This window comes from Clostridium sp. HBUAS56017, from assembly GCF_007115085.1.
Classification (GTDB): Bacteria; Bacillota; Clostridia; order Clostridiales; family Clostridiaceae; genus Clostridium; species Clostridium cibarium.
In genome coordinates, this window is record NZ_SULK01000007.1 from 43,569 (window position 1) to 64,523 (window position 20,955).

22 protein-coding genes are annotated in these 20,955 nt (G+C 29.1%); 19 read left to right on the forward strand and 3 right to left on the reverse strand.

All coding sequences use genetic code 11. The features are described 5' to 3' along the window. Window positions 1-5: 5 nt before the first annotated feature. The 18 genes from asrA to FAY47_RS08140 all read left to right on the forward strand — a co-directional run bounded on the left by asrA (window position 6) and on the right by FAY47_RS08140 (window position 16,788). Window positions 6-1,013, forward strand: a complete 1,008-nt coding sequence (gene asrA / locus FAY47_RS08055; RefSeq protein WP_143316191.1) for an anaerobic sulfite reductase subunit AsrA — start codon at window positions 6-8, stop codon at window positions 1,011-1,013. A 2-nt stretch (window positions 1,014-1,015) separates the two neighbouring features. Then, a complete protein-coding gene (gene asrB, locus FAY47_RS08060) occupies window positions 1,016-1,807 on the forward strand; it encodes an anaerobic sulfite reductase subunit AsrB (protein ID WP_143316192.1) in 792 nt (263 codons plus the stop codon). Window positions 1,808-1,819: 12 nt separating this feature from the next. Then, window positions 1,820-2,782 carry a sulfite reductase subunit C gene (asrC, locus tag FAY47_RS08065; protein ID WP_143316193.1) on the forward strand — a complete coding sequence of 321 codons (963 nt, stop codon included), beginning with the start codon at window positions 1,820-1,822 and terminating at the stop codon, window positions 2,780-2,782. A 168-nt stretch (window positions 2,783-2,950) separates the two neighbouring features. After that, window positions 2,951-3,829, forward strand: coding sequence for a hydroxymethylbilane synthase (gene hemC, locus FAY47_RS08070; protein ID WP_143316194.1), 879 nt, complete (start codon window positions 2,951-2,953; stop codon window positions 3,827-3,829). A gap of 4 nt (window positions 3,830-3,833) precedes the next feature. Next, window positions 3,834-5,312 (forward strand): uroporphyrinogen-III C-methyltransferase, encoded by a 1,479-nt coding sequence (gene cobA / locus FAY47_RS08075; protein ID WP_143316195.1) that lies wholly within the window; start codon window positions 3,834-3,836, stop codon window positions 5,310-5,312. Beyond that, the gene (gene hemB / locus FAY47_RS08080; protein WP_143316196.1) at window positions 5,312-6,283 is read left to right on the forward strand and encodes a porphobilinogen synthase; all 972 of its coding nucleotides are present in this window, start codon (window positions 5,312-5,314) and stop codon (window positions 6,281-6,283) included. The genes cobA and hemB overlap by 1 nt, the downstream gene beginning before the upstream one ends. Window positions 6,284-6,287: 4 nt before the next feature. Next, the gene (hemL, locus tag FAY47_RS08085; protein ID WP_143316197.1) at window positions 6,288-7,571 is read left to right on the forward strand and encodes a glutamate-1-semialdehyde 2,1-aminomutase; all 1,284 of its coding nucleotides are present in this window, start codon (window positions 6,288-6,290) and stop codon (window positions 7,569-7,571) included. A gap of 2 nt (window positions 7,572-7,573) precedes the next feature. Next, on the forward strand, window positions 7,574-8,359 hold the full coding sequence (locus FAY47_RS08090) for a sirohydrochlorin cobaltochelatase (protein ID WP_143316198.1): 786 nt from the start codon (window positions 7,574-7,576) through the stop codon (window positions 8,357-8,359). A gap of 88 nt (window positions 8,360-8,447) precedes the next feature. Then, window positions 8,448-8,975: a hypothetical protein gene (locus FAY47_RS08095; protein WP_143316199.1), complete on the forward strand. Its 528-nt coding sequence runs from the start codon at window positions 8,448-8,450 to the stop codon at window positions 8,973-8,975. Between the two features lie 93 nt (window positions 8,976-9,068). Beyond that, window positions 9,069-9,617 (forward strand): DUF3867 domain-containing protein, encoded by a 549-nt coding sequence (locus FAY47_RS08100; protein ID WP_143316200.1) that lies wholly within the window; start codon window positions 9,069-9,071, stop codon window positions 9,615-9,617. Between the two features lie 136 nt (window positions 9,618-9,753). Next, window positions 9,754-11,310, forward strand: coding sequence for an ABC-F family ATP-binding cassette domain-containing protein (locus tag FAY47_RS08105; protein ID WP_143316201.1), 1,557 nt, complete (start codon window positions 9,754-9,756; stop codon window positions 11,308-11,310). Window positions 11,311-11,396: 86 nt separating this feature from the next. Next, window positions 11,397-11,915 carry a hypothetical protein gene (locus FAY47_RS08110; RefSeq protein ID WP_143316202.1) on the forward strand — a complete coding sequence of 173 codons (519 nt, stop codon included), beginning with the start codon at window positions 11,397-11,399 and terminating at the stop codon, window positions 11,913-11,915. 323 nt (window positions 11,916-12,238) lie between these two features. Next, complete coding sequence (locus FAY47_RS08115) at window positions 12,239-13,033, forward strand: abortive infection system antitoxin AbiGi family protein (RefSeq protein WP_185966768.1); 795 nt, start codon at window positions 12,239-12,241, stop codon at window positions 13,031-13,033. Window positions 13,034-13,272: 239 nt separating this feature from the next. Next, complete coding sequence (locus FAY47_RS08120) at window positions 13,273-13,812, forward strand: GNAT family N-acetyltransferase (protein ID WP_143316204.1); 540 nt, start codon at window positions 13,273-13,275, stop codon at window positions 13,810-13,812. 347 nt (window positions 13,813-14,159) lie between these two features. After that, the gene (locus tag FAY47_RS08125) at window positions 14,160-14,504 is read left to right on the forward strand and encodes a PadR family transcriptional regulator (RefSeq protein WP_143316205.1); all 345 of its coding nucleotides are present in this window, start codon (window positions 14,160-14,162) and stop codon (window positions 14,502-14,504) included. Beyond that, the gene (locus FAY47_RS08130) at window positions 14,477-15,796 is read left to right on the forward strand and encodes an FtsW/RodA/SpoVE family cell cycle protein (protein ID WP_143316206.1); all 1,320 of its coding nucleotides are present in this window, start codon (window positions 14,477-14,479) and stop codon (window positions 15,794-15,796) included. Before FAY47_RS08125 ends, FAY47_RS08130 begins: the two co-directional genes overlap by 28 nt. A gap of 137 nt (window positions 15,797-15,933) precedes the next feature. Beyond that, window positions 15,934-16,176 carry a hypothetical protein gene (locus FAY47_RS08135; protein WP_143316207.1) on the forward strand — a complete coding sequence of 81 codons (243 nt, stop codon included), beginning with the start codon at window positions 15,934-15,936 and terminating at the stop codon, window positions 16,174-16,176. 54 nt (window positions 16,177-16,230) lie between these two features. After that, window positions 16,231-16,788: a phosphoglycerate mutase family protein gene (locus FAY47_RS08140; protein WP_347562795.1), complete on the forward strand. Its 558-nt coding sequence runs from the start codon at window positions 16,231-16,233 to the stop codon at window positions 16,786-16,788. A gap of 114 nt (window positions 16,789-16,902) precedes the next feature. On the opposite strand, the gene FAY47_RS08145 is transcribed toward FAY47_RS08140, so the two are convergent. Genes FAY47_RS08145 through FAY47_RS08155 form a run of 3 tightly spaced genes read right to left on the reverse strand, consistent with a single transcriptional unit; the run spans window position 16,903 to window position 20,339 of the window. Next, the gene (locus FAY47_RS08145) at window positions 16,903-17,508 is read right to left on the reverse strand and encodes a response regulator (protein ID WP_143316209.1); all 606 of its coding nucleotides are present in this window, start codon (window positions 17,506-17,508) and stop codon (window positions 16,903-16,905) included. A 26-nt stretch (window positions 17,509-17,534) separates the two neighbouring features. Next, window positions 17,535-19,349: a HAMP domain-containing sensor histidine kinase gene (locus FAY47_RS08150; protein WP_143316210.1), complete on the reverse strand. Its 1,815-nt coding sequence runs from the start codon at window positions 19,347-19,349 to the stop codon at window positions 17,535-17,537. 3 nt (window positions 19,350-19,352) lie between these two features. After that, complete coding sequence (locus FAY47_RS08155) at window positions 19,353-20,339, reverse strand: lysophospholipase (RefSeq protein WP_143316211.1); 987 nt, start codon at window positions 20,337-20,339, stop codon at window positions 19,353-19,355. 346 nt (window positions 20,340-20,685) lie between these two features. Between FAY47_RS08155 and FAY47_RS08160 the strand changes: the two genes are divergently transcribed. After that, window positions 20,686-20,925: a hypothetical protein gene (locus FAY47_RS08160; RefSeq protein ID WP_143316212.1), complete on the forward strand. Its 240-nt coding sequence runs from the start codon at window positions 20,686-20,688 to the stop codon at window positions 20,923-20,925. Window positions 20,926-20,955: the final 30 nt, after the last annotated feature.

Genomic DNA, 20,955 nt, shown 5'->3' on the forward strand with positions numbered 1-20,955 from the left:
GGATCATGGGATATAAAATTGACTTAAACAGTATGAACTTAGTTTTAGATAACTTGTCAAAGGAATATGAAATCTATGCACCAAAAGTATTTAAGGGTGAAGGAAGATTTTCAGATACAGATAGAGTTAAATATGGAAAAATAGAAAAAATTCAAGAAGTGGAGTTTAATGCAAAATCTTCATTTTCATATAAAGAAGTTTTACTTCCTATAACACAAACGTTATTTTTCTTTACAGAGGATACAGTACAAGAACCAAAAGCTAAAGAAAAGAAAGTGCTTATATTTTTAAGAAGTTGCGATATACACGCATTAAAAAGGATAGATGATATTTATTTAAGAAATAAGTTTGTTGATCCATATTATAAAAAGATTAGAGAAAATGCAAAATTTATTTTAATGGGCTGTACAAAAAGTTATGAAAATTGTTTCTGCGTAAATATGGAGACAAATAAAACAGATGAATATAATGCATATATAAAAGTATTAGGCAATGAAGTGCTTTTAGATGTTAAAGATGAAGAGTTTGAAGATATTCTAAAGAATATAGAAACAGCTAATGAGGATGTAACTCCTGACTTTGTAGAAGAAAACGAAGTTAAAGTTAATATTCCAAATAATTTAGATCTTTCTGTTATGGATTCAAAGATGTGGAATGAATACTCTGAAAGATGTATAGCTTGTGGTAGATGTAATTTTGTTTGTCCAACATGTACATGCTTTACAACACAAGATATATTCTATAAGGATAATGGTAAGGCTGGAGAGAGAAGAAGAGTTTGGGCATCTTGTCAAGTTGATGGATATACAGATATGGCAGGTGGACATAGCTTTAGAAGAGCAAAAGGCGAAAGAATGAGATATAAAGTCCTTCATAAAGTTTATGATTATAAGAAGAGATGGGGATATCATATGTGCGTTGGATGCGGAAGATGTGATGATATTTGTCCTGAGTATATATCTTTCTCAAATTGTATTAATAAATTAGAAAAAGCTATGGATGAGGTGAAATAACTATGCATAATGAATATTTACCATTTGTATCAGAAGTTTTAGATGTAATAGAGCATACAAAAATAGAATTTACTTTTAGAATGTCATTTAAAGGTGATGTTAAGCCAGGTCAATTCTTTGAAGTTTCAATACCTAAGTTTGGTGAAGCTCCAATTTCAGTAAGTGGAATAGGTGAGGATTATGTTGATCTTACAATTAGAAAAGTTGGTAAGGTTACTGATGAAATATTCACTAAATATAAAGGAGACAAGTTATTCTTAAGAGGACCATATGGAAATGGGTTTGATATAGAAAATTATAAAGGAAAAGAAGTTGTAATAGTTGCTGGAGGTACAGGATTATCACCAGTTAAAGGGATAGTTGATTATTTTTCCAACAATATTCAAGATGCTAAAAAAGTAACTGTTATTTCAGGATTTAAATCTCCTAACGATATTTTATTTAAAAATGATATAGAGACTTGGAAGAAAAATTTGAATTTCATACTTACAGTTGACGGAGCAGAAGAAGGCTATACAGGGAATGTTGGACTTGTAACTAAATATGTAAGTGAACTAAAGTTTGATAATATAGAAGATGTAGAAGTAATAGTTGTAGGACCTCCTATGATGATGAAATTTACTGTACAAGAGTTTTTGAAACTTGGAGTAGCAGAAGAGCAAGTCTGGATTTCTCAAGAGAGAAAAATGTGTTGTGGAGTTGGTAAGTGTGGACACTGTAGAATTGATGATACATACATTTGTTTAGATGGACCAGTATTTAATTACTCAAAGGGTAAATTATTAAGGGATTAGGAGGAGCAAAGTATGGATATTAATACTAAAAAGTTAAAAAAGAATGCTTTTAGAATAACAAAACACAGAGGAATAACAGCTTCAAGAGTAAGAGTTCCAGGTGGACATTTAAAGGCAGAATACCTTGGTTTAATTCAAGAAATAGCAGATAAATATGGTAATGGAACAGTTCATATGACTACAAGACAAGGTTTTGAAATACCAGGAATTAAATTTAGTGATATGGATGCAGTAAATGAATTACTTCAACCAATAATAGCTGGATTAGAAATAAATCAAGAAGTTCCAGGTAAAGGATACACAGCAGCAGGAACAAGAAATGTTTCAGCTTGTATAGGAAATAATGTTTGTCCTTACGCAAACTATAATACAACTAATTTTGCTAAGAGAATAGAGAAAGAAATATTCCCTAATGATCTTCACTTTAAGGTAGCATTAACAGGTTGTCCAAATGACTGTATTAAGGCTAGAAACCATGACTTTGGTATTTTAGGTATGACAATGCCGGAGTATAATAGAGATAGATGTATTTCATGTGGAGCTTGTGTAAGAGCATGTAAGAAGAAATCTACTGAAGCTTTACATATGGAAAACTATAAGATTGAAAGAGATCATGATAAATGTATTGGTTGTGGAGAGTGTGTAATGAACTGCCCAACAGGTGCATGGACTAGAAGTAAAGAGAAATATTATAGATTAGTTATAATGGGAAGGTCTGGTAAGAAGAACCCAAGACTAGCTGAAGATTTTATAGTATGGGTTGATGAAGATAGTATAGTTAAGATTATAAAAAATACTTATGGCTATGTAGAGCAATATATTGATAAAGATGCTCCAGGTGGAAAAGAGCATATAGGATATATAGTTGATAGAACTGGTTTTATGGAATTTAAAAAGTGGGTTCTTGAAGGAGTAACTCTTTCTGATAAAGCTAAATTAAAAGAAAATATCTATTGGAGTGGAGTAAAATATTAAAATTTTACTTTATATAGTCTTATATTTATTACTTAAGTCTTAAGTAATGAATATAAGACTATTTTTCATAGTTTTAAGAAAGAATATAATTTATTGGACTAGATTTGACATAGAATATAAAATAGAATATAAGGAAAAATATACGTATTGATTACGAGGTGAATAATAATGGAGCTAATTATAGCTACTAGAAAGAGCAGCTTAGCACAAGTGCAGGCAGATAGAGTTATAGAATTATTAAAGAATAAAGAACATATAGATGCTAAAAAATTATTAATGGTTACAGAAGGGGACAGAAGACTTGATGTAACTTTAGATAAAATAGGTGGTAAGGGATTATTCACAAAAAATATAGAGACGGCATTACTTCAGGAAAAAGCTCATGCAGCTGTTCATAGCATGAAAGACGTACCATTTGATTTAGCAGAAGAATTTGAGCTTATAGCCTTGCCAGAAAGAGAAGATATTAGAGATGTGTTTATCTCAAGGGAAGGCATAAACTTTAAAAATTTAAAAAGTGGAGCTAAAATAGGAACTAGTAGCATAAGAAGAGGAAGGTTTCTAAAGGAAATAAGAAGTGATATAGAAATAGTTCCTATAAGAGGAAATGTTCAAACAAGGTTAGAAAAGATGAATGAACAAAAATTAGATGGAATAGTTTTAGCAGCAGCAGGTTTGAAAAGATTAAATTTAGAAAATATTATTACAGATTATTTTGATCCAAGAATTTTTCTACCAGCTATAGGACAGGGAGCTCTTGGTGTTGAGTGCTTAAAGAGGAGTAAGGTTAAAGAGCATTTTAAAAGGTTGGATTCTATAGAAACAAGAATAGCAGTTGAAGCTGAAAGAAGTTTTATGAAAGCTTTAAATGGAGACTGTCATAGTCTAATAGGTGCTTATACTAAACTCGAAGGTACGGACATATATATGATAGGTGCCTATGAAGTGAATAATAAGATTGTAAAAAAAGATATACGAGGCAAAGTAGAAGATAACATAGAGATTGGTAAAATCTTAGCTCAAAAAATATTAGGAGATGGTAGGTAAATTTATGGGTAAAGTATATATAATAGGAACTGGTCCTGGCGATGAAGAATTACTGACACTAAAGGCAGTAAAAGCATTAGAAAAATGTACAGCTGTTCTTTATGATAGATTAATATCAAATAATGTACTAAACTATTTAAATGAAGACTGTGAAATATATTACTGTGGAAAAGAACCAGGAGAGCACTATAAAACTCAAGAAGAAATAAATGAAATGATAGTGAAACTAGCGAAAAAAGGCCATATAGTTGGTCGTATTAAAGGTGGAGATCCTTACGTTTTTGGTAGAGGTGGGGAAGAAGTATTAACTCTTCAAGCTGAAAATATTGATTTTGAAGTTATACCAGGAATACCTTCACCCATATCTGTTTTAAATTATGCAGGGATACCTATAACTCATAGAGGGAAAGCTCAAAGTTTTCATGTTGTAACAGGAATGTCTGCAAGTGTTCTTAATGTTAATTTTGAAGCTCTAGCTAAAGAAGATGGAACATTAGTATTTATGATGGGATTAAATAACCTTCATGATATAATGGGAAAATTAATTGAGCATGGAAAAGATAAAGTAACACCAGCAGCAGTTATAATGAGAGGGACTTCATCAAAGCAAAAAAAAGTAGTAGGTACAATAAATGATATTGAAGAAAAAGTAATAGAGGCGGGCTTGAAGTCTCCATGTATAATAGTAGTTGGGGAAGTAGTTACTCTTAATGAATATTTAGCTTGGTATGAAAAAAAGCCTTTATATGGATGGAATATATGTATAACTAGATCTCGGGAACAAGCATCAAGTTTAAAGGAAAAGCTGATAGAATTAGGATCAGAGGTTACTGAAATTAATTCAATTAAGATAGAAAATACAGCTAATAATTTAGAACCATATCTAAGTAAGTTAGATAAATATGATCATATATTATTTACTTCAGTAAATGGAGTTAATATATTTTTTGATTATTTATATAGAAGAAATATTGATATAAGACAGATAAGAGCAAAAGTTTCAGTAATAGGAAAGGCAACTAGAAAGGCTTTGGAGAAAAGAGGAATTTTGCCATTTAAAACAGCAAGGGAGTTTGTTGGAGAAGGACTTGTATCAGCTTTAAAACCAAGTATTCAAAAAGGGGAAAGAGTTTTAATTCCATGTTCTTCTAAGAGTAGAGAACTTTTAAAAGAAGAATTGGAGAAGTTAGGAGCTAAAGTAGATAGGATAAATATTTATGATACAGTGGCAGGAAGAGTATTAAATAGGAATAGCTTTCAAGAAGTTGATATAATTTTATTTACAAGCCCTAGTACAGTTAATAACATGATAGAAATGATAGGTCTTGAGAAGATTAAAGAAAAAAAGGCTATAGCAATTGGTCCTAAGACTTTGAAGACATTAAAAGAAAAGGGTTTAGATGGGCATATGTGTAGCAAGCATTCTGAAGAGGGGTTCTTGGAGGAAATAACAGAATTAATAAAAGAAGGTGCAAAATTTTAATGATTAATAGAGGAAGAAGACTTAGAGCAAGCGAAAGTATTAGAAGCTTAGTAAGAGAGACAGAACTGTCAGTAAAGGACTTTATATTACCAATATTTGTGGTTGAGGGAGAAAATATTAAAAAAGAAATTTCTTCAATGCCAGGATGTTATCATTATTCTTTAGATAGATTAGAAGAAATTATAAAAGAAATTAAAGATGCAGGTGTTTTGGGCGTTTTATTATTTGGAATACCAAATAAAAAGGATGCTTGTGGTTCAGAAAGTTTTAATGATGATGGGATAGTTCAAAAAGCAGTAAGAAAAATAAAAGAAATAGATAGTTCTATTTATGTAATAACTGATGTTTGCATGTGTGAATATACTGATCATGGTCACTGCGGTATTTTGCATGGTGAATATGTTGATAATGATGAAACATTAGAATACTTAGGGAAAATTTCAGTGTCACATGCAAAGGCAGGTGCAGATATGATTTCTCCTTCAGATATGATGGATGGAAGAATTGGTTACATTAGAGATGCTTTAGATGAAGCTGGATTTATTAATGTACCTATAATGAGCTATTCAGCTAAATACTGTTCAGCATTTTATGGTCCATTTAGAGAAGCAGCTGATTCCGCACCAAAGTTTGGTGATAGAAAGACATATCAAATGGATCCAGCTAATAGATTAGAAGCATTTAGAGAAGTTGAGATGGATATCAATGAAGGTGCTGATATAATTATGATTAAGCCAGCATTATCTTATCTTGATATAATAAGAGAAGTAAGAAGTAGCACAGATGTTCCAATAGCTGCGTATAGCGTAAGTGGGGAATACTCAATGATTAAGGCAGCAGCTCAGGCCGGATTTATTGATGAAGAGAGAGTGGTTATGGAAATGCTTACTTCTATAAAGAGAGCTGGAGCAAAGATTATAATAACATATCATGCAATTTATGCAGCTAATATTTTAAGTAAAAGAGGATAAGAATATGTCAAATGAAAAGATTTTTAATGAAAGCAAAAAGTTTATGCCAGGTGGTGTTAATAGCCCAGTTAGAGCTTATAGGGGCATGGGAATAAATCCTCCTATAATAAAGTCTGGTAAAGGTGCTGTAATAGTAGATGAAGATGGAAATGAATATATAGATTTTGTGCTTGCATGGGGTCCTTTAATACTTGGACACTGTAATGATACTGTGGTAGAAGCTATTAAAGAGACTTCTGAGAAGGCTTTAGCATTTGGGGCACCAACAAATTTGGAACTTAAAATGAGTAAATTCATATGTGAAAACATGCCTTCAGTTGAGATGGTTAGAATGGTTAATTCAGGTACAGAAGCTACTATGAGCGCAATAAAGTTAGCTAGAGGATATACAAAAAGAGATAAGATAGTTAAGTTTGCAGGATGTTACCATGGCCACTTTGATGGATTTTTAGTAGAAGCTGGTTCTGGAGTCTTAACAGAAGGAATACCAGGTTCTTTAGGAGTACCAGAAGATAGTGTTAAGAATACATTAATAGGTATATATAATGATGAAAAGCAAGTTGCAAGTTTATTTAAAAAATATGGAGATGAAATTGCAGCTGTAATTATAGAACCTGTAGCAGGAAATATGGGAGTAGTTAAAGCTGAAAATGAATTCATGCAAGTTTTAAGAACTTTATGTAATAAATATGGAGCCTTACTAATATTTGATGAAGTCATGTCAGGCTTTAGAGTTTCCTTTAAAGGAGCTCAAAATTTATTTAACGTATCACCAGATTTAGTTACATATGCAAAGATTATTGGTGGTGGACTTCCGTCAGGAGCTTATGGTGGAAAGAGAGAAATAATGGAGAATCTTTCACCAAAGGGGGGAGTATATCAAGCTGGGACTATGTCAGGGAATCCAATAGTAATGGCAGCAGGGCTTTCTACATTAAACCAATTATATGATCATCCAGAATATTATAACCATATTGAATCAGTGGGAAGAAAGCTTGAAGAAGGTTTATATAAGATCAGTGAAAAATATAATTTGCCAATATGGATAAATAGAGTTGGTGGAATGATGACTTTATTCTTTAGTGATGAAAGAGTTGATTCTTATGATAAGGTTAAAAAGTGTAATGTAGATAGATTTAACAGATATTTTGTACACATGCTTAAGAGCGGAATTCATTTACCTCCATCACAGTTTGAAACATTCTTCTTATCAACAGAACATAATATAACACATGTATATAAATTTATTAAAGCCTTTGAAGAATTTGCAAAGAAGGAAATAGATTAATTATGAAAAAGGTCATACTGTTAACTTCTTTTGGAACCTCTGAAAAAAATGATATAGAGAGATGTTTATATCCTATTAGGGATGATATCAAAAAAGAATTTCAATCCTATGAGGTATTTACAGTTTTTACATCTAAAATTATAAGAGAAAGACTTTTATTAAAATATGATATGCAAATATTTAGTTTAGAAGGAAGTCTTAAAAGATTAGAAGAGAAGGGCTATGAAGAAATAATAATATTACCTTTATACTTAATAGAAAATGAAGAACATAAAGCGCTTCAAAAGTTGGTTTTAGAGAGAAAGGATTCATTTAGATTCCTTTCTGTTTTAGAACCACTATTATCTTTAGATAACAAAGGGAATCTTAAAAATGTGGAAAGCCTTATTACTGCAATTAGTAAGGTTTCTAAGAATAAAGAAAGTATGTTATTTGTTGGTCATGGAATTAAGAATAAGATAAATATACCGTTTATCAGATTAAAAGAAGAATTATATAGGAGAAATATAAAAAATATATATTTTTCTACCTTTGAAGGAAGACCAAATTTCGATGAAACAGTTCAGAAAATATTTGAAGATAGAATTGATTATATAAGACTAACTAGTTTTTTAATTTTTTCAGGTTATCATTCTAAAAAAGATATTTTTGGAGAAATGGAAACTTCATATTGTTCAAAGTTAAAAGCTCTTGGAGTTAAGGTTGAAGAAGATATGCTATCATTAGGAGAAAGAGAAGAGTTTAGAAAAATTTTTATTGAGCTGCTGAGAAAATATGTAAACAACTAAGTTTTAAGTAAATATTGCCATAATTGTAGAAAAAATATATAATTAGACAGAGAAGAAGTAAATGGTTTCAATGGGGTGGAGGGATAATATGAACGAGATAGCAGTTAGCAATTTGCTATTGATTTTTTCTTTTCTATTTTTTATAGCAAATTATATAGTATCATCTATGGCAATGTTTAAAATATCTAAGTTAGAAAAAGTAAGTAAACCATGGTTTGCATGGCTTCCAATATGTAATGATTATTTACTAATTAAACTAGGAAATGGCTCAATGTGGTTTATTATATTATCTATAGCTAGTTTAATTACAGGTGGTCCAGCTTTAAGCTTAGGGCTAGAGAGCATAGAGACTATTGGGCTTATAATAACCGCAGCTTGGGTTATATATAAATTATTTATTTATAATAGAATATGTGATAGATATGAAATAAATATATTAATATTTGTTTTTGGATTTTTGTGTCAACTAATTGGGCAATTCATTATTATAGGTATCATTGTAACAATAGTAGGACATGTTTTATTATATAGAAGTGCAGCTAAGGGGATAGAAGGAAAAACTATTATTGAATCAAAAGTTGTATTTTCAAAATCAGGTAAAAAGAAGAATAAATGATTACTATATTGGGCATCTTAATAAGATGCCTTTCTAAGTTTTTTGTAGTTAAATAGCGGTATTTGATATATAATATAGGAAAGGAGTGATTGTATGGACGATAGAATTATAGATTTTAATGAGCTTAAAAATAAGGCTAAGGAAAAAGATGTAGATAAGCTTGAAGACTATATGTACTCTTTATACTATGAAATGGCAGAAGGTAAAATCACTATGGCTGAATTTACTGAAAAAATATATAAATATATGGAAGAAAATAATATTTCACAAGATAAATTCTTAAATATTCAAAAGAAGCTTATGGAGAGATATGGATTTGATTCTTCTATCATTGATGATCAATTAAAAAAAGTTGGAGTAAATATAGATGTAAGCTATGAAAGTATAAAAAAGACTATGGGCTTTCAAGAAAAGTATAAAAGTGGACTTGAAAATAAGACCGTTTTTATTTATAAAATAAAGAATGACAAAAATAATGTTGAAATAACTATGGAAGAAGAAAATGTAATTATTCAAAGTGAAGGTAAAATAGATCTTGGCGATTTGGAGTTAAGTGATTTATTATGTTCTTATAAGAAAGTTAGAGGGGATAAACTATTATCCATAAAATTATGTGAGAATATAAAAAAATATGAGTACTAAATAAAATGGAGAAGGGATAAATATGTCTCATCTCCATTTAAATTATATACAACTTTTGAAATTTCCCAGTTTCTTTTTTGACAAAATCCTTTATAATATAAGAAGGTTATTTAAGAATTGATTTTAGGAGGAAGGTATGAGCGTACTACAAGTTAAGGATATGAATCACGGTTTTGGAGACAGAGCAATTTTTGAAGATGTTTCCTTCAGATTATTAAAGGGAGAACATGTAGGTCTTATTGGTGCAAATGGTGAAGGTAAATCTACATTTATGAATATAGTTACAGGGAAATTAATGCCAGATGAAGGTAAGGTAATTTGGTCTAATAATGTTAGAGTTGGATATATGGATCAACATGCTGCCCTTCAAAAGGGAGAAAGTATAAGAGATGCTTTAAGAGATGCATTTAGATATCTTTTTGATATGGAAACAGAAATGAATGGACTATATGAAAAGATGGGAGATTGTACTCCAGAAGAACTTGAAAAAATGCTTGAAAGAACAGCTGTTATTCAGGATCTTTTAGACAACAATGGATTTTATGTTATTGATGCAAAAGTAGAAGAAGTAGCAAAAGGACTTGGATTATTAGATTTAGGTCTTGATAAAGATGTAGATGATTTATCAGGTGGACAAAGAACTAAGATCCTTTTAGGAAAACTTTTACTTCAAAATCCGGATATACTTTTACTAGATGAGCCTACTAACTATTTAGATGAAGAGCATATAGAATGGTTAAAGAGATATTTACAAAACTATGAAAATGCATTTATATTAATATCTCATGATATTCCATTTTTAAATTCAGTAGTTAACTTAATATATCACGTTGAAGAAAGAAAGCTTACAAGATATGTGGGGGACTATGATGAGTTTAAGAGAATATATGAAGAAAACAAAAAGAGACTAGAAGCAGCATATGAAAAGCAACAAAAGGAAATAGCAAAACTTGAAGACTTTGTTGCTAGAAATAAGGCAAATGTTGCAACTTCTAATATGGCTAAATCAAGACAAAAGAAACTTGATAAGATGGAAGTAATAGAACTTTCAAAGGAAAAACCAAAACCAGAGTTTAACTTTAAAGCTGCAAGATCTTCAGGGAAGGTTATATTTGAAACTAAGGATTTAGTAATAGGATATGATAGCCCATTAACAAAACCTTTAAATCTTTATATGGAAAGAGGACAAAAGGTTGCATTAGTTGGAGCAAATGGTCTAGGAAAATCAACTCTTTTAAAAAGTCTTCTAGGAATAGTTAAGCCTTTAAGCGGAGAAGTTGAAAAAGGTGATTATCAACATATAGGTTACTTTGAACAAGAAGATAGAAGTGGAAACACTAATACTTGTATAGAAGAAGTATGGAGTGAATTCCCATCATATACTCAATATGAAATAAGAGCAGCACTAGCTAAGTGCGGACTTACAACTAAGCAATTAGAATCTAAGATAATGGTGTTATCAGGAGGAGAAGCTGCTAAGGTTAGATTATGTAAGATTATAAATAATGAAACAAACATATTAATCTTAGATGAGCCTACTAACCATTTAGATCAAGATGCTAAGGATGAACTTAAGAGAGCACTTAAGGAATTCAAGGGATCTATTTTGCTTGTATCCCATGAACCTGAGTTTTATAGGGATGTAGTTACAGATATTTGGAACTGTGAGGAATGGACAACTAAAATTGTATAATGAAATTTTACAGGAGTTAGTGCTAAAACTAACTCTTTTTGCTATAATTAATAAAAATATATGAGTCTGAATTGATGGGAGAAGAAATGGATTTTAAATTTAATGTTGGAGATACCAATTTTATTGCACTTGTAAATTCTAACCAGTACAAGACATTTGTAGATGAAGATTGGGATTTACCTATGATTAGAGAACATTTTGTTCGAGAAATGAAAAATAATAATATTTTGGTATGTCAGATGACTAATGAGGGCATAGAGGGAGACTGGAGAATTAATGTTAACTTTGAAGAAAACATTATTGATACTTCATATTTTAGAAGAGAAGAGGGGTATATAAAAGTAGATAATAACGAATTGTGTTTTGTAGAGTATACTTGTTTAACTATGGCTGCACAATTTGAAGATGAGAAAGTTCCAGATAAGTATTGTGATAAGTTTAGATTTAATATTAAAAATGGGTTATATAAAGTAGATGTTATTCAATATTATGATATTGATAATGAAAAGCATTTTGGAAGAAATGATCTTGATATAGAATTTAAATTTACTGAAGTTTCAAAATGTGAAGAAATAGAACCTAAAGTATTTTGGTGGAATATTTAAGTTTTGTTAATGTAAAATCTTGAATAAAGTTTTGATTTATGGTTGTCATAAAGGTAGAAAGAGTGGACAACTAAGATAGTGTAATGATAACTTAATTGATAGTTAATATAAATAGCTTAGACAGTGTTGCTTAAGCTATTTTTTAATACTTTTATACAAAATAAACTTATAAAATAGTATACATTTTTATGTTGAAAAAATTGAAAAACAGGAAGTTATATAGCAGTAATAAGAATACTAAACAAGTAATGTATAACACATTAATTGGATTAAGATGGACAATGTGGTAGAATTAATGGAGATGTTTTATTATGGAGGTTTTTATGGGAAAAAAATATTTAAGTGCGAATACGTTATTTCATTTTACAAATAACATAGATAATATTATTAATATATTAAAAAATGAATTTAGCCCTAGATATTGCATGGAGAAATTTGAATTTATAGGAAGTAACAATTTAGAGATAGCTATTCCAATGGTTTGTTTTTGTGATATACAACTTGCTCAGATTGTAAATCATATTGAAAATTACGGGGGATATGGTATAGGTTTATCAAAAGAATGGGGAGTTTCTAACGGGATTAATCCGGTAGCATATTCAATAAAAGGTTCAGTAGCTACAGAAGCCATTAGCAAAGTAGGCGTTGATATGAGAATATTGAAAAACAGTGGTGAAATAACTGATGAAATATTAACAGGTCTATCACAATCAATTGATTTACTTTCACATTTTATATTTTTTATGAAACCATATGAAGGACAAGCCTGGAATAAAAAGAGTTTTGATGGAAGTCATACGCGATTTTATGATGAAAGAGAATGGAGATATATACCGGATCTAAATTGTATTAAAAGTAATAAAATTCGCTGGTTTTTAAATAAAGATGAATACTTAAATGAGGATTTTAGAAGAGATAACAATATTAGGATGTCTGAAATATCAAAATTAAGTTTTAATCCAGATGACATTAAATATATAGTTGTTAACTCTGAGGATGAGATATTAAAGTTATGTAAAGAAATTGATAATATAAAAGGAGATAATTATTCTCAGAATAAGTTGAATATATTAAAAACACGTATAATTTCTAAAGAACAAATATTAAGTGATTTTTAATACATGAATATTAATTTGTAGATATATGTGGAACTGACTGTGAAAAATGGACGACTAAAATCGTTTAGTAGTTTTATATAATTTTAGAACACCATAAATAATTGTTTTAGGATAACAGCAGTGATACTAAAAAGTATTGCTGCTGTTTCTATTTTTATATATTTGTATTTGGAATATAATTTAAGTACAATATTTACACAGATATAAAGTATTATAGGAAAATAGATGGGGATGAAATTATGAAAATATACTTTGAAGAGTTTAAAGATGAAATTGATATTCTTATAGAATTTTTAACATCAGATACATGGGAATTTTATGGAACACCTAATCCAAAGCCAGAAAGGATTAGAGCTAGTTATGAAAATCAGCATTATACTGGGGATGACTGCAAAACATTTTGGGTTATTATAGACAAAGACACAAAAGTGGGAATGATAAGGATTTATGATTTACAAGATGGTGACCCATTGTTTGATATAAGAATTTTGAGTAAATACAAAGGTATGAGAATTGGTACAATCACTGTTAAGTGGCTTGTTGATTATGTATTTAATAATTTTTCTGAAAAAGAAAGAATAGAAGCTAATACAAGGCAAGATAATTATGCTATGAGATGTGTATTTCATAAGTGTGGTTTTGTTAAAGAAGCACATTATCGAAAAGCATGGGTGGGTCAAGATGGAAAACCATATGATGCAATTGGTTATGGTATTACAAGAGAAGATTGGCGAAATGAAAAAGTTACCCCAGTAAATTGGAATGACTTTAAGTGTTAAGTATATGAAAACTACACATGTTATGGAGTCTTTGTTGGACATTAAAAAGAATATAACGACAACTTATTTGATGATTAATATAAATAGCTTAGACAGTATTGTTTAGGCTGTTTTTGTTATATAATAGATATTTTATTTAGGGATATATGAAAGTTATACAATGTTATTTATATAATGAAAATAACTCAAAGTTGTAGAATAGGATGCGCCATATCTGAATTGATTTATTACTTTATCTTTTATTCAAGGTTGGATTATTATATTGACTATAACATAAAATGGAATTATACTTATACATAGATAACCGATACATAATAAATCTATGTATTGTAATTGGAGGTGAGCCTATGGCAATAAACAAAGAGCTTTTGAAGGGAAGTACTGTGATTTTGATACTATCACTTCTTGACCAAAGGCCTATGTATGGCTATGAGATGATAAAGGAAATGGAAGTGAAATCAGAAGGTGTGTTCACACTTAAGGAAGGAACTTTGTACCCTATACTTCATTCCTTGGAAGCTGAGGGAATGGTTGAATGTTACTGGACTAAAACTGATGGGGGAAGGAAAAGAAAATATTATAAGATTACTAAGAAAGGAAGAGAATATGCGAAGGAAAAGCAAAAGGAGTGGAAGATCTTTCGCTCTGCAGTGGATAAAGTGATATGGGAAGGGGCTGTATTGGGATGGTAAATTCTAAGGTTGAAGAATATATAAAAGAAATTTGTAGCTATGTAAAATTTAAAAAAGCTCACAAAGAAATAAGGATAGAGTTTTTAAATCACATAGAGGAAAAGACTGAAGATCTGATGCTTGAAGGAATGAATGAGGAAGAAGCATCAAAGAAGGCACTCGTTGAAATGGGACAGGCTGAAATAATTGGAAAGCAGCTGAATCAAAGTCATAAGGCTACGCCGGAATGGACTATATTGATTATAACTGTTTTATTTTCTCTGCTGGGGTTGGTTACTACTTATCATATGTTAGCTAATGAAGTTGTTCCTTATAGTGGTAGTCTTTCCAAGAATGTAACATTTAACATAATTGGATACATATCTATCTTGGGAGTGTATTTTTTTGACTATAAAAAATTAGAGAAGTATTCTGCGAAAATTTTTATTGGAATTTCAGTGATATTATTGTTACAACATTTATTTGCAGCTCCTGTGTATGGAAGGGAAACCTGGCTGACATTAGGACCATTAAGCGTTAATACTACTGAACTGAGCTTATTTTTATACGTTATCTCACTTTCAAAGCTAATAAGAAGTTTAGATTTGAAGAGTGTAAAAGGCTACGTATATTTAACTTTAATGCTCCTTATACCTGTTAGCTTATATATTATGCTTAAAGTGTCTATGGAAATTATGGTTTATTTAGTTGTATTTATAATGTTCATGTTTATATCAAAGGTCAAGCTGGCATACTTGCTTTCTGTTATAGGGACATTGATTACAGGGGGGGGCCTTATAGTTCTTTCTGCACCTTACCAACTAAAAAGGATACTAATTTTTACAAATCCTGAAAGTGATCCAACAAACGCAGGATACTTATATATTCAAATAAAAAAGTTATTGGCATCTGTAGGATTTAAGGGTAATGGGTTCACTTTCCCTAAAAGAGGTCTTCCCATAGTAGATAGTGACCTTGTTCTTACATACATAATCTATACATTTGGATGGATAGCAGGCATTACCCTTATAATACTGGTTCTTGTATTCATAGCCCGTATGGTCATTGCAGCAAAAGAGGTAAAAGATATTTATGGAAGATTTTTAATATGGGGGTTTATGTGCATATTCGCCATGGAATTTATATGGAATATACTGATGATACTAGGCTTTGCTCCAATTGTCAGTGTCACTTTGCCTTTTATAAGCTACGGTGGTTCAAGAACAATAACTCAGATGGCTGCTATTGGAATCATAATGAGTATTTATAAAGGGAAGAGTTTATCTTATGCTAGGCTAGATTCTTTAAAGTAGTTTAAAGAATTGTAAAATAAAGCAACTAAAATAATTTAATAACTATGATGTAATAATTGGCTAAGAGATATAGTGACTTCTATATATCTTTTTATTTTGATAAATTTGTATCTGGAGCATAGTTGGAGTATAATGTAGTGCGTAATTGTAGTATATTAAATAATTTTACATATATAGCGAGGCTTGAAGAAGGAGCTTTATATGAAAACAGAGGCTGTAAAGGGAAGAGAAGGAATAGAAAAATTATATATAATAAAATTAATGAAAAGAAAGGGAGAGAATATATGCCATATGCAGAAGTATCAATTGCTAAGAATTTTATTACGGATGAGGAAAAGTGTATTTTAGCAAGACACCTTGTTTCAGCGTATGCAGAATAAAAAAATCATTTAAGCTAAAAGTATTGTAGGATAGATAAAATAAGTTTAATTAATATGAGAGTAGATACTGGGGGAAAGATGAATATAGGGTTAGTTAGACATTTTAAAGTTGATTGTTACACAAAGATGTTTATGACATCAGATGATTTTAATAAATGGATAAAACAGTATGATGATAGTGATGTTATAGAAAATAAATTTGAAATAGGAAATATAAAATGGCACAAATGCTTTTCAAGTGATTTATCAAGAGCTATAAAAACTTCTAAAGCTATTTTCAGAAGTGAAATAACAAGAACTCCTCTGTTAAGAGAAGTTCCAATAGCACCAATATGCAAAACTAATATAAAACTACCTTATGTATTTTGGTGTGTTAGTGGAAGGCTTGGGTGGCTTTTTAATCATAAATCTCAAATAGAGACTAAGAAAGATACTATAAGGCGAGTAAATGAATTTTTAGACAGTATAGAGAATGAAGGGGATAGGAACATATTAATTGTTTGCCATGGTTTTTTTATGAATATGTTACAAAAAGAACTTAAAAGAAGAGGATTTGTTGGAGAAAATGTAAGAAAACCTAAGAATGGTAGATTATATTTATATAAGAAATAGTTAAATATAAAGATACCTGTTAGTCGTAAAAATATTAATAATGTAGGGACAGTAGAATGATTTATGTAAAGATAAATCTTTCTACTGTCCCTAAATAATATTAAAAGCTTTAAATTAATTTTTTCTTATATCTAGTTCGTAGCAAAGTATAAAATCTGTTGTAACATTAAATAACTTTGCTAACTTTAAAATATTTTGTGTTGGTGGTAGTACAAGATTTGATTCATATTGAGAGATTGAAGATATTTGAACTCCTAAATATTTTGCAACATCTTCTTGGCTTAATCGATTTACTTTTCTTAATTGCTTTAACCTTCCCCCTGTTGTATCTTGATCTTTAAAAAATTTAATAGATTTAATTATACTTTTAATCTGTATAAGGATTTTATCAAAATCAGCAGTTTTTTCACAGTAATTTTGAATATCTAGGTTTTCAAGTGATGTTAAACCAGGAACTGATTCAGAGTATCCTGTTAAAATTAAAATATAGATGTTATTATTAAATTTTCGTATCTCTTTTACTATATCAGCACCATTAAGCTTGTCTATGTAATAATCTAAAATAAGTAAATCAAAGCTTTTTTCTTGAAGTCTGGCTAATCCTTCCACAGAGTCTGTAAAACCTTCAACATTGCATTCTTCCTCAAGAAAACTTTTTAATGATTCAACTATACCTAAATCATCATCTATAATAATTATATTTATTTTTTCCTTACTCATTTATCTCATACTCCTTAAATTTGGTTTTAATTAATTGGTATCTTTATGTAAAAGATAGTTTCATTATCAGTACTATTAAAATATATACTACCATTAAAACTTCCTTTTATAATTGATTGTGATATGTATAAGCCTAATCCAGTTCCATTTTTACCTTTAGTAGTGACCATTTTTTTAAACAGTTTTTCTTGTATATCGTCAGGGATTTTCTCGCCTAAATTTTTAACAGAAAATATTATGCTATCAGCTTCTTGATAAACCTTTAATATTATTAGTTTATTTTCTGTACTTGCTTCCATTGCATTATTAATAATATTATTTAATACTTGAATAATATTATTAATTTCACCATTAATTTTTATTGACTCATCAATTTCTACTTCCTTAATAAATTCGTATTTATGCTTTTTTATTTCAAATGTCATAAGTAAAGTAATTCTATTAATGACTTCTTTGATTGTAAAGCTTATATCATTAGAGTTTTCATCAACTTCTTTCAATTGACCTTTTATTGCATTCATTATATCTGTCATATAAAGCAAATATTCCTTATTTCTATCTTGCCAATTATTAATTTCATTTATTAGTTTTTCTATATAAACATCATCATCACTATGAGAACAATTTTCTTTAGTATACTCATATATTTTATCTATATTTCTTTTAATAATAGCATTGCCACCACCGATACTCATTAAAGGAGTTTTTAAGTTATGTGCAACTCCACCTATAAGTTGACTTAAAGATCTAAGTCTTTCCTTTTCAATTAATTGGATATGGTTTTCTTTTATAAGCTCCAAGTTTCTTTCATGAGTTGTTATATCCTTAAATAAGAGCATTGTTCCAAAAAATTCTTTTTGTATTTTTACAGGGTTGGCTTGTATTTCAAAATACTCTATATTATTTTTGTTATTTACAGATATTTTTATCATTTTAGCTTTATCTTTTGATTCATTTATTAAGTTTATTATTTCTTTTTCATAATTAAATATTTTACTGTCTTTAAGTAAAGTTTCGAATTTTTCATATTTCTTATCTATATCGTATAGGAAGTTTTTAACAAATAATGAATTAGTTCTTACAATAAAAAGTTCTTTATCTAATACAATAAAGGAATCAGATATAAAATCACTTATATTTTCAAATGCAAAATTGTATTTATCAAATTTAAATCTAACTCCAAAAACACCGTTTTTATATGCAAAGAAAATAAACCCTAAAAAAAGAATAGGAACTAATACACTGCAGTATCTCCAATTTTCATCTATCCCTAAAGCTCTAAAAATGATATTAAATAAAATTATATATATAATAGCAGGAATAATAATTATTATATTTAAAACCTTATACCGTTTCATGAACCTTGATTTTTCTTTAAGAAAAGAATACATCAGTAAGACAACTGAGGTTGTCATGTATGGTACAATCCATATAGAAATTATTCTAAAATATAAAATAATTTCTTCAGGTGTTTTCAAATAGTTACTTTTTAACGGTAAAAATATAAAGCATAAAATTGGAGGTATAAGTAGCAAACTATAGAGTATTTTTTTATACTTCTTTGAAATACTGGTATAAGATATACCATATAGCAAAGAGAAGTATGGAACAAGATTGTGAGAAATAGCTGAAGCTAAGGCATTAAAAAAATATATTTTATTCATTCCACTTTCAGTAATAAGGAAATTATCAACAAAATAATTTTCTTTAATAATTACAGAAAATCCACCAATTCCTAACGTGAATAAAAAAGCACTTAACCATATTGTTGATTCTGTTTTACTATCTTTTATAATAGCTACTAATGCTGCTATCCAAATGGATAATACAGTAAATACCATAGTTTATAACCTTTCCTTTATAAATGTTAAAGTTTCTTTTCTTATCTTGTTTTTATATAAAACTATTCCTGAATGTCCGCATTTAAACAAATGCCTTTTTGGTTTCCCCCAATTTTCCCAAAGGGATCTTGTATCTTCTTCTAAAACATATTTGTCATATATACCAGAAGCCAAAAATATTTTATCTAAACTTATTAATGGTTTTCTTATACCAGGATTTATAACTTTCCAAGATTCACTTAGTAAGTTAATATGAAAATCATGGTTATCAAAATCTTGTTTTATAAATTTTCCAGGTATGCTTTTAAAAGTTACAAAAGATAAATCATTTGCGTAAAATAAAGAAATTAATAAATCAATTTCTTTTTCAAATTCAGATACTAAATTTGTAACTAACCCTCCTAAGGATAAGCCCATTAAAATAATTTTCCCTTTTTTATTATTTTTTATAAATTTGATCAATGCTCTAATATCATTAACAGATTGCTGAATTGATTTTATAGTTTTATTTACATTAGCACTAAAGAAATATTCTCCACTAAAAGATGACGTATTAGGGGACCTGTCTAAGTGATATGGTAATACATATCTATAAATATTATAATTATTCTCGATGAAATCTTTTAAAAACAAATTTTCTAGTTTATCCAGTTTGCTTGTTCTCCATCCGTGAATCATAATAACATTAACATTTTCTTTATCTTCATTCTTGCACTTGCACAAATCATAATAAAATATTGCATCTTTATTACATTCCTCACTGCTGACTTGACTTAAGAAATTTAATTTTCCATGTATGTAATTATTTTCTTCAAAACTGTTTTCAAATTCTATTTTTGGTAGCTTGGGCTCAAAATAAACTTTTGAATCATCACTATTAAGTTCAATAACTTCTTTTTCATTATAAAAAAATTGATCTGTTTTACTATAATCTTTATGTAAATCATATAATCCGTAGTGATCTCCTAGATTAGATATTAATTTTCTCAAGAAATAAACCTCCTATTTTTTAAGTATCTTCAAGTATATTATACAAGAATAATTTTAAACAATATATGTTTTTCCATAAATTTTCTTGACCACTTCAATTAAATTGAATATAATTATGATGTGAGATATGTATAACGGGTTAAAAAATTTCAATTTGGTTGAAGACGGGTTTGGAGAAAAGAGATATTTTTAGAGAGAAATTTTTAATTTAGGAAAGCTGAGGGTATAAGCTTTTCTAAATTAAAAAATAAAAAAAGAGAAATGAATAATATAGGAGGAAAAGCCAGCCTTTGATAGAAATAGGGCTATTAAGCTTTATGCTAAGGGGTCAGGTTTAAGAGGATATATGAAAACATCAGATATATTAAATTTAACATTTAAAGAATTTGAAAATGAATTATCACCTTTAAATCGTGAGTATATAGTACAAGTATATAAAAGCAGTTTAAGAGCATTCATGCAGTATCAAGAAGTGGCAGATTATATGGGAAAAGAAGAGTTCTTAAATATAAATGAGTATTTCAATATTAGTAGGGAAAATAGCAAAGAGTATCAAGAATATTTAAGAGAACTATTTGAGAGTTAGAGAGATTTAAAGGGTATAATTGAAAGGGCT

Bases quoted from the DNA above. Each gene is read 5' to 3' on its own strand.
- asrA (WP_143316191.1), top strand. From the start codon at position 6: ATGGGATATAAAATTGACTTAAACAGTATGAACTTAGTTTTAGATAAC.
- asrB (WP_143316192.1), top strand. From the start codon at position 1,016: ATGCATAATGAATATTTACCATTTGTATCAGAAGTTTTAGATGTAATA.
- asrC (WP_143316193.1), top strand. From the start codon at position 1,820: ATGGATATTAATACTAAAAAGTTAAAAAAGAATGCTTTTAGAATAACA.
- hemC (WP_143316194.1), top strand. From the start codon at position 2,951: ATGGAGCTAATTATAGCTACTAGAAAGAGCAGCTTAGCACAAGTGCAG.
- cobA (WP_143316195.1), top strand. From the start codon at position 3,834: ATGGGTAAAGTATATATAATAGGAACTGGTCCTGGCGATGAAGAATTA.
- hemB (WP_143316196.1), top strand. From the start codon at position 5,312: ATGATTAATAGAGGAAGAAGACTTAGAGCAAGCGAAAGTATTAGAAGC.
- hemL (WP_143316197.1), top strand. From the start codon at position 6,288: ATGTCAAATGAAAAGATTTTTAATGAAAGCAAAAAGTTTATGCCAGGT.
- FAY47_RS08090 (WP_143316198.1), top strand. From the start codon at position 7,574: ATGAAAAAGGTCATACTGTTAACTTCTTTTGGAACCTCTGAAAAAAAT.
- FAY47_RS08095 (WP_143316199.1), top strand. From the start codon at position 8,448: ATGAACGAGATAGCAGTTAGCAATTTGCTATTGATTTTTTCTTTTCTA.
- FAY47_RS08100 (WP_143316200.1), top strand. From the start codon at position 9,069: ATGGACGATAGAATTATAGATTTTAATGAGCTTAAAAATAAGGCTAAG.
- FAY47_RS08105 (WP_143316201.1), top strand. From the start codon at position 9,754: ATGAGCGTACTACAAGTTAAGGATATGAATCACGGTTTTGGAGACAGA.
- FAY47_RS08110 (WP_143316202.1), top strand. From the start codon at position 11,397: ATGGATTTTAAATTTAATGTTGGAGATACCAATTTTATTGCACTTGTA.
- FAY47_RS08115 (WP_185966768.1), top strand. From the start codon at position 12,239: ATGGGAAAAAAATATTTAAGTGCGAATACGTTATTTCATTTTACAAAT.
- FAY47_RS08120 (WP_143316204.1), top strand. From the start codon at position 13,273: ATGAAAATATACTTTGAAGAGTTTAAAGATGAAATTGATATTCTTATA.
- FAY47_RS08125 (WP_143316205.1), top strand. From the start codon at position 14,160: ATGGCAATAAACAAAGAGCTTTTGAAGGGAAGTACTGTGATTTTGATA.
- FAY47_RS08130 (WP_143316206.1), top strand. From the start codon at position 14,477: ATGGGAAGGGGCTGTATTGGGATGGTAAATTCTAAGGTTGAAGAATAT.
- FAY47_RS08140 (WP_347562795.1), top strand. From the start codon at position 16,231: ATGAGAGTAGATACTGGGGGAAAGATGAATATAGGGTTAGTTAGACAT.
- FAY47_RS08145 (WP_143316209.1), bottom strand. From the start codon at position 17,508: ATGAGTAAGGAAAAAATAAATATAATTATTATAGATGATGATTTAGGT.
- FAY47_RS08150 (WP_143316210.1), bottom strand. From the start codon at position 19,349: ATGGTATTTACTGTATTATCCATTTGGATAGCAGCATTAGTAGCTATT.
- FAY47_RS08160 (WP_143316212.1), top strand. From the start codon at position 20,686: ATGAAAACATCAGATATATTAAATTTAACATTTAAAGAATTTGAAAAT.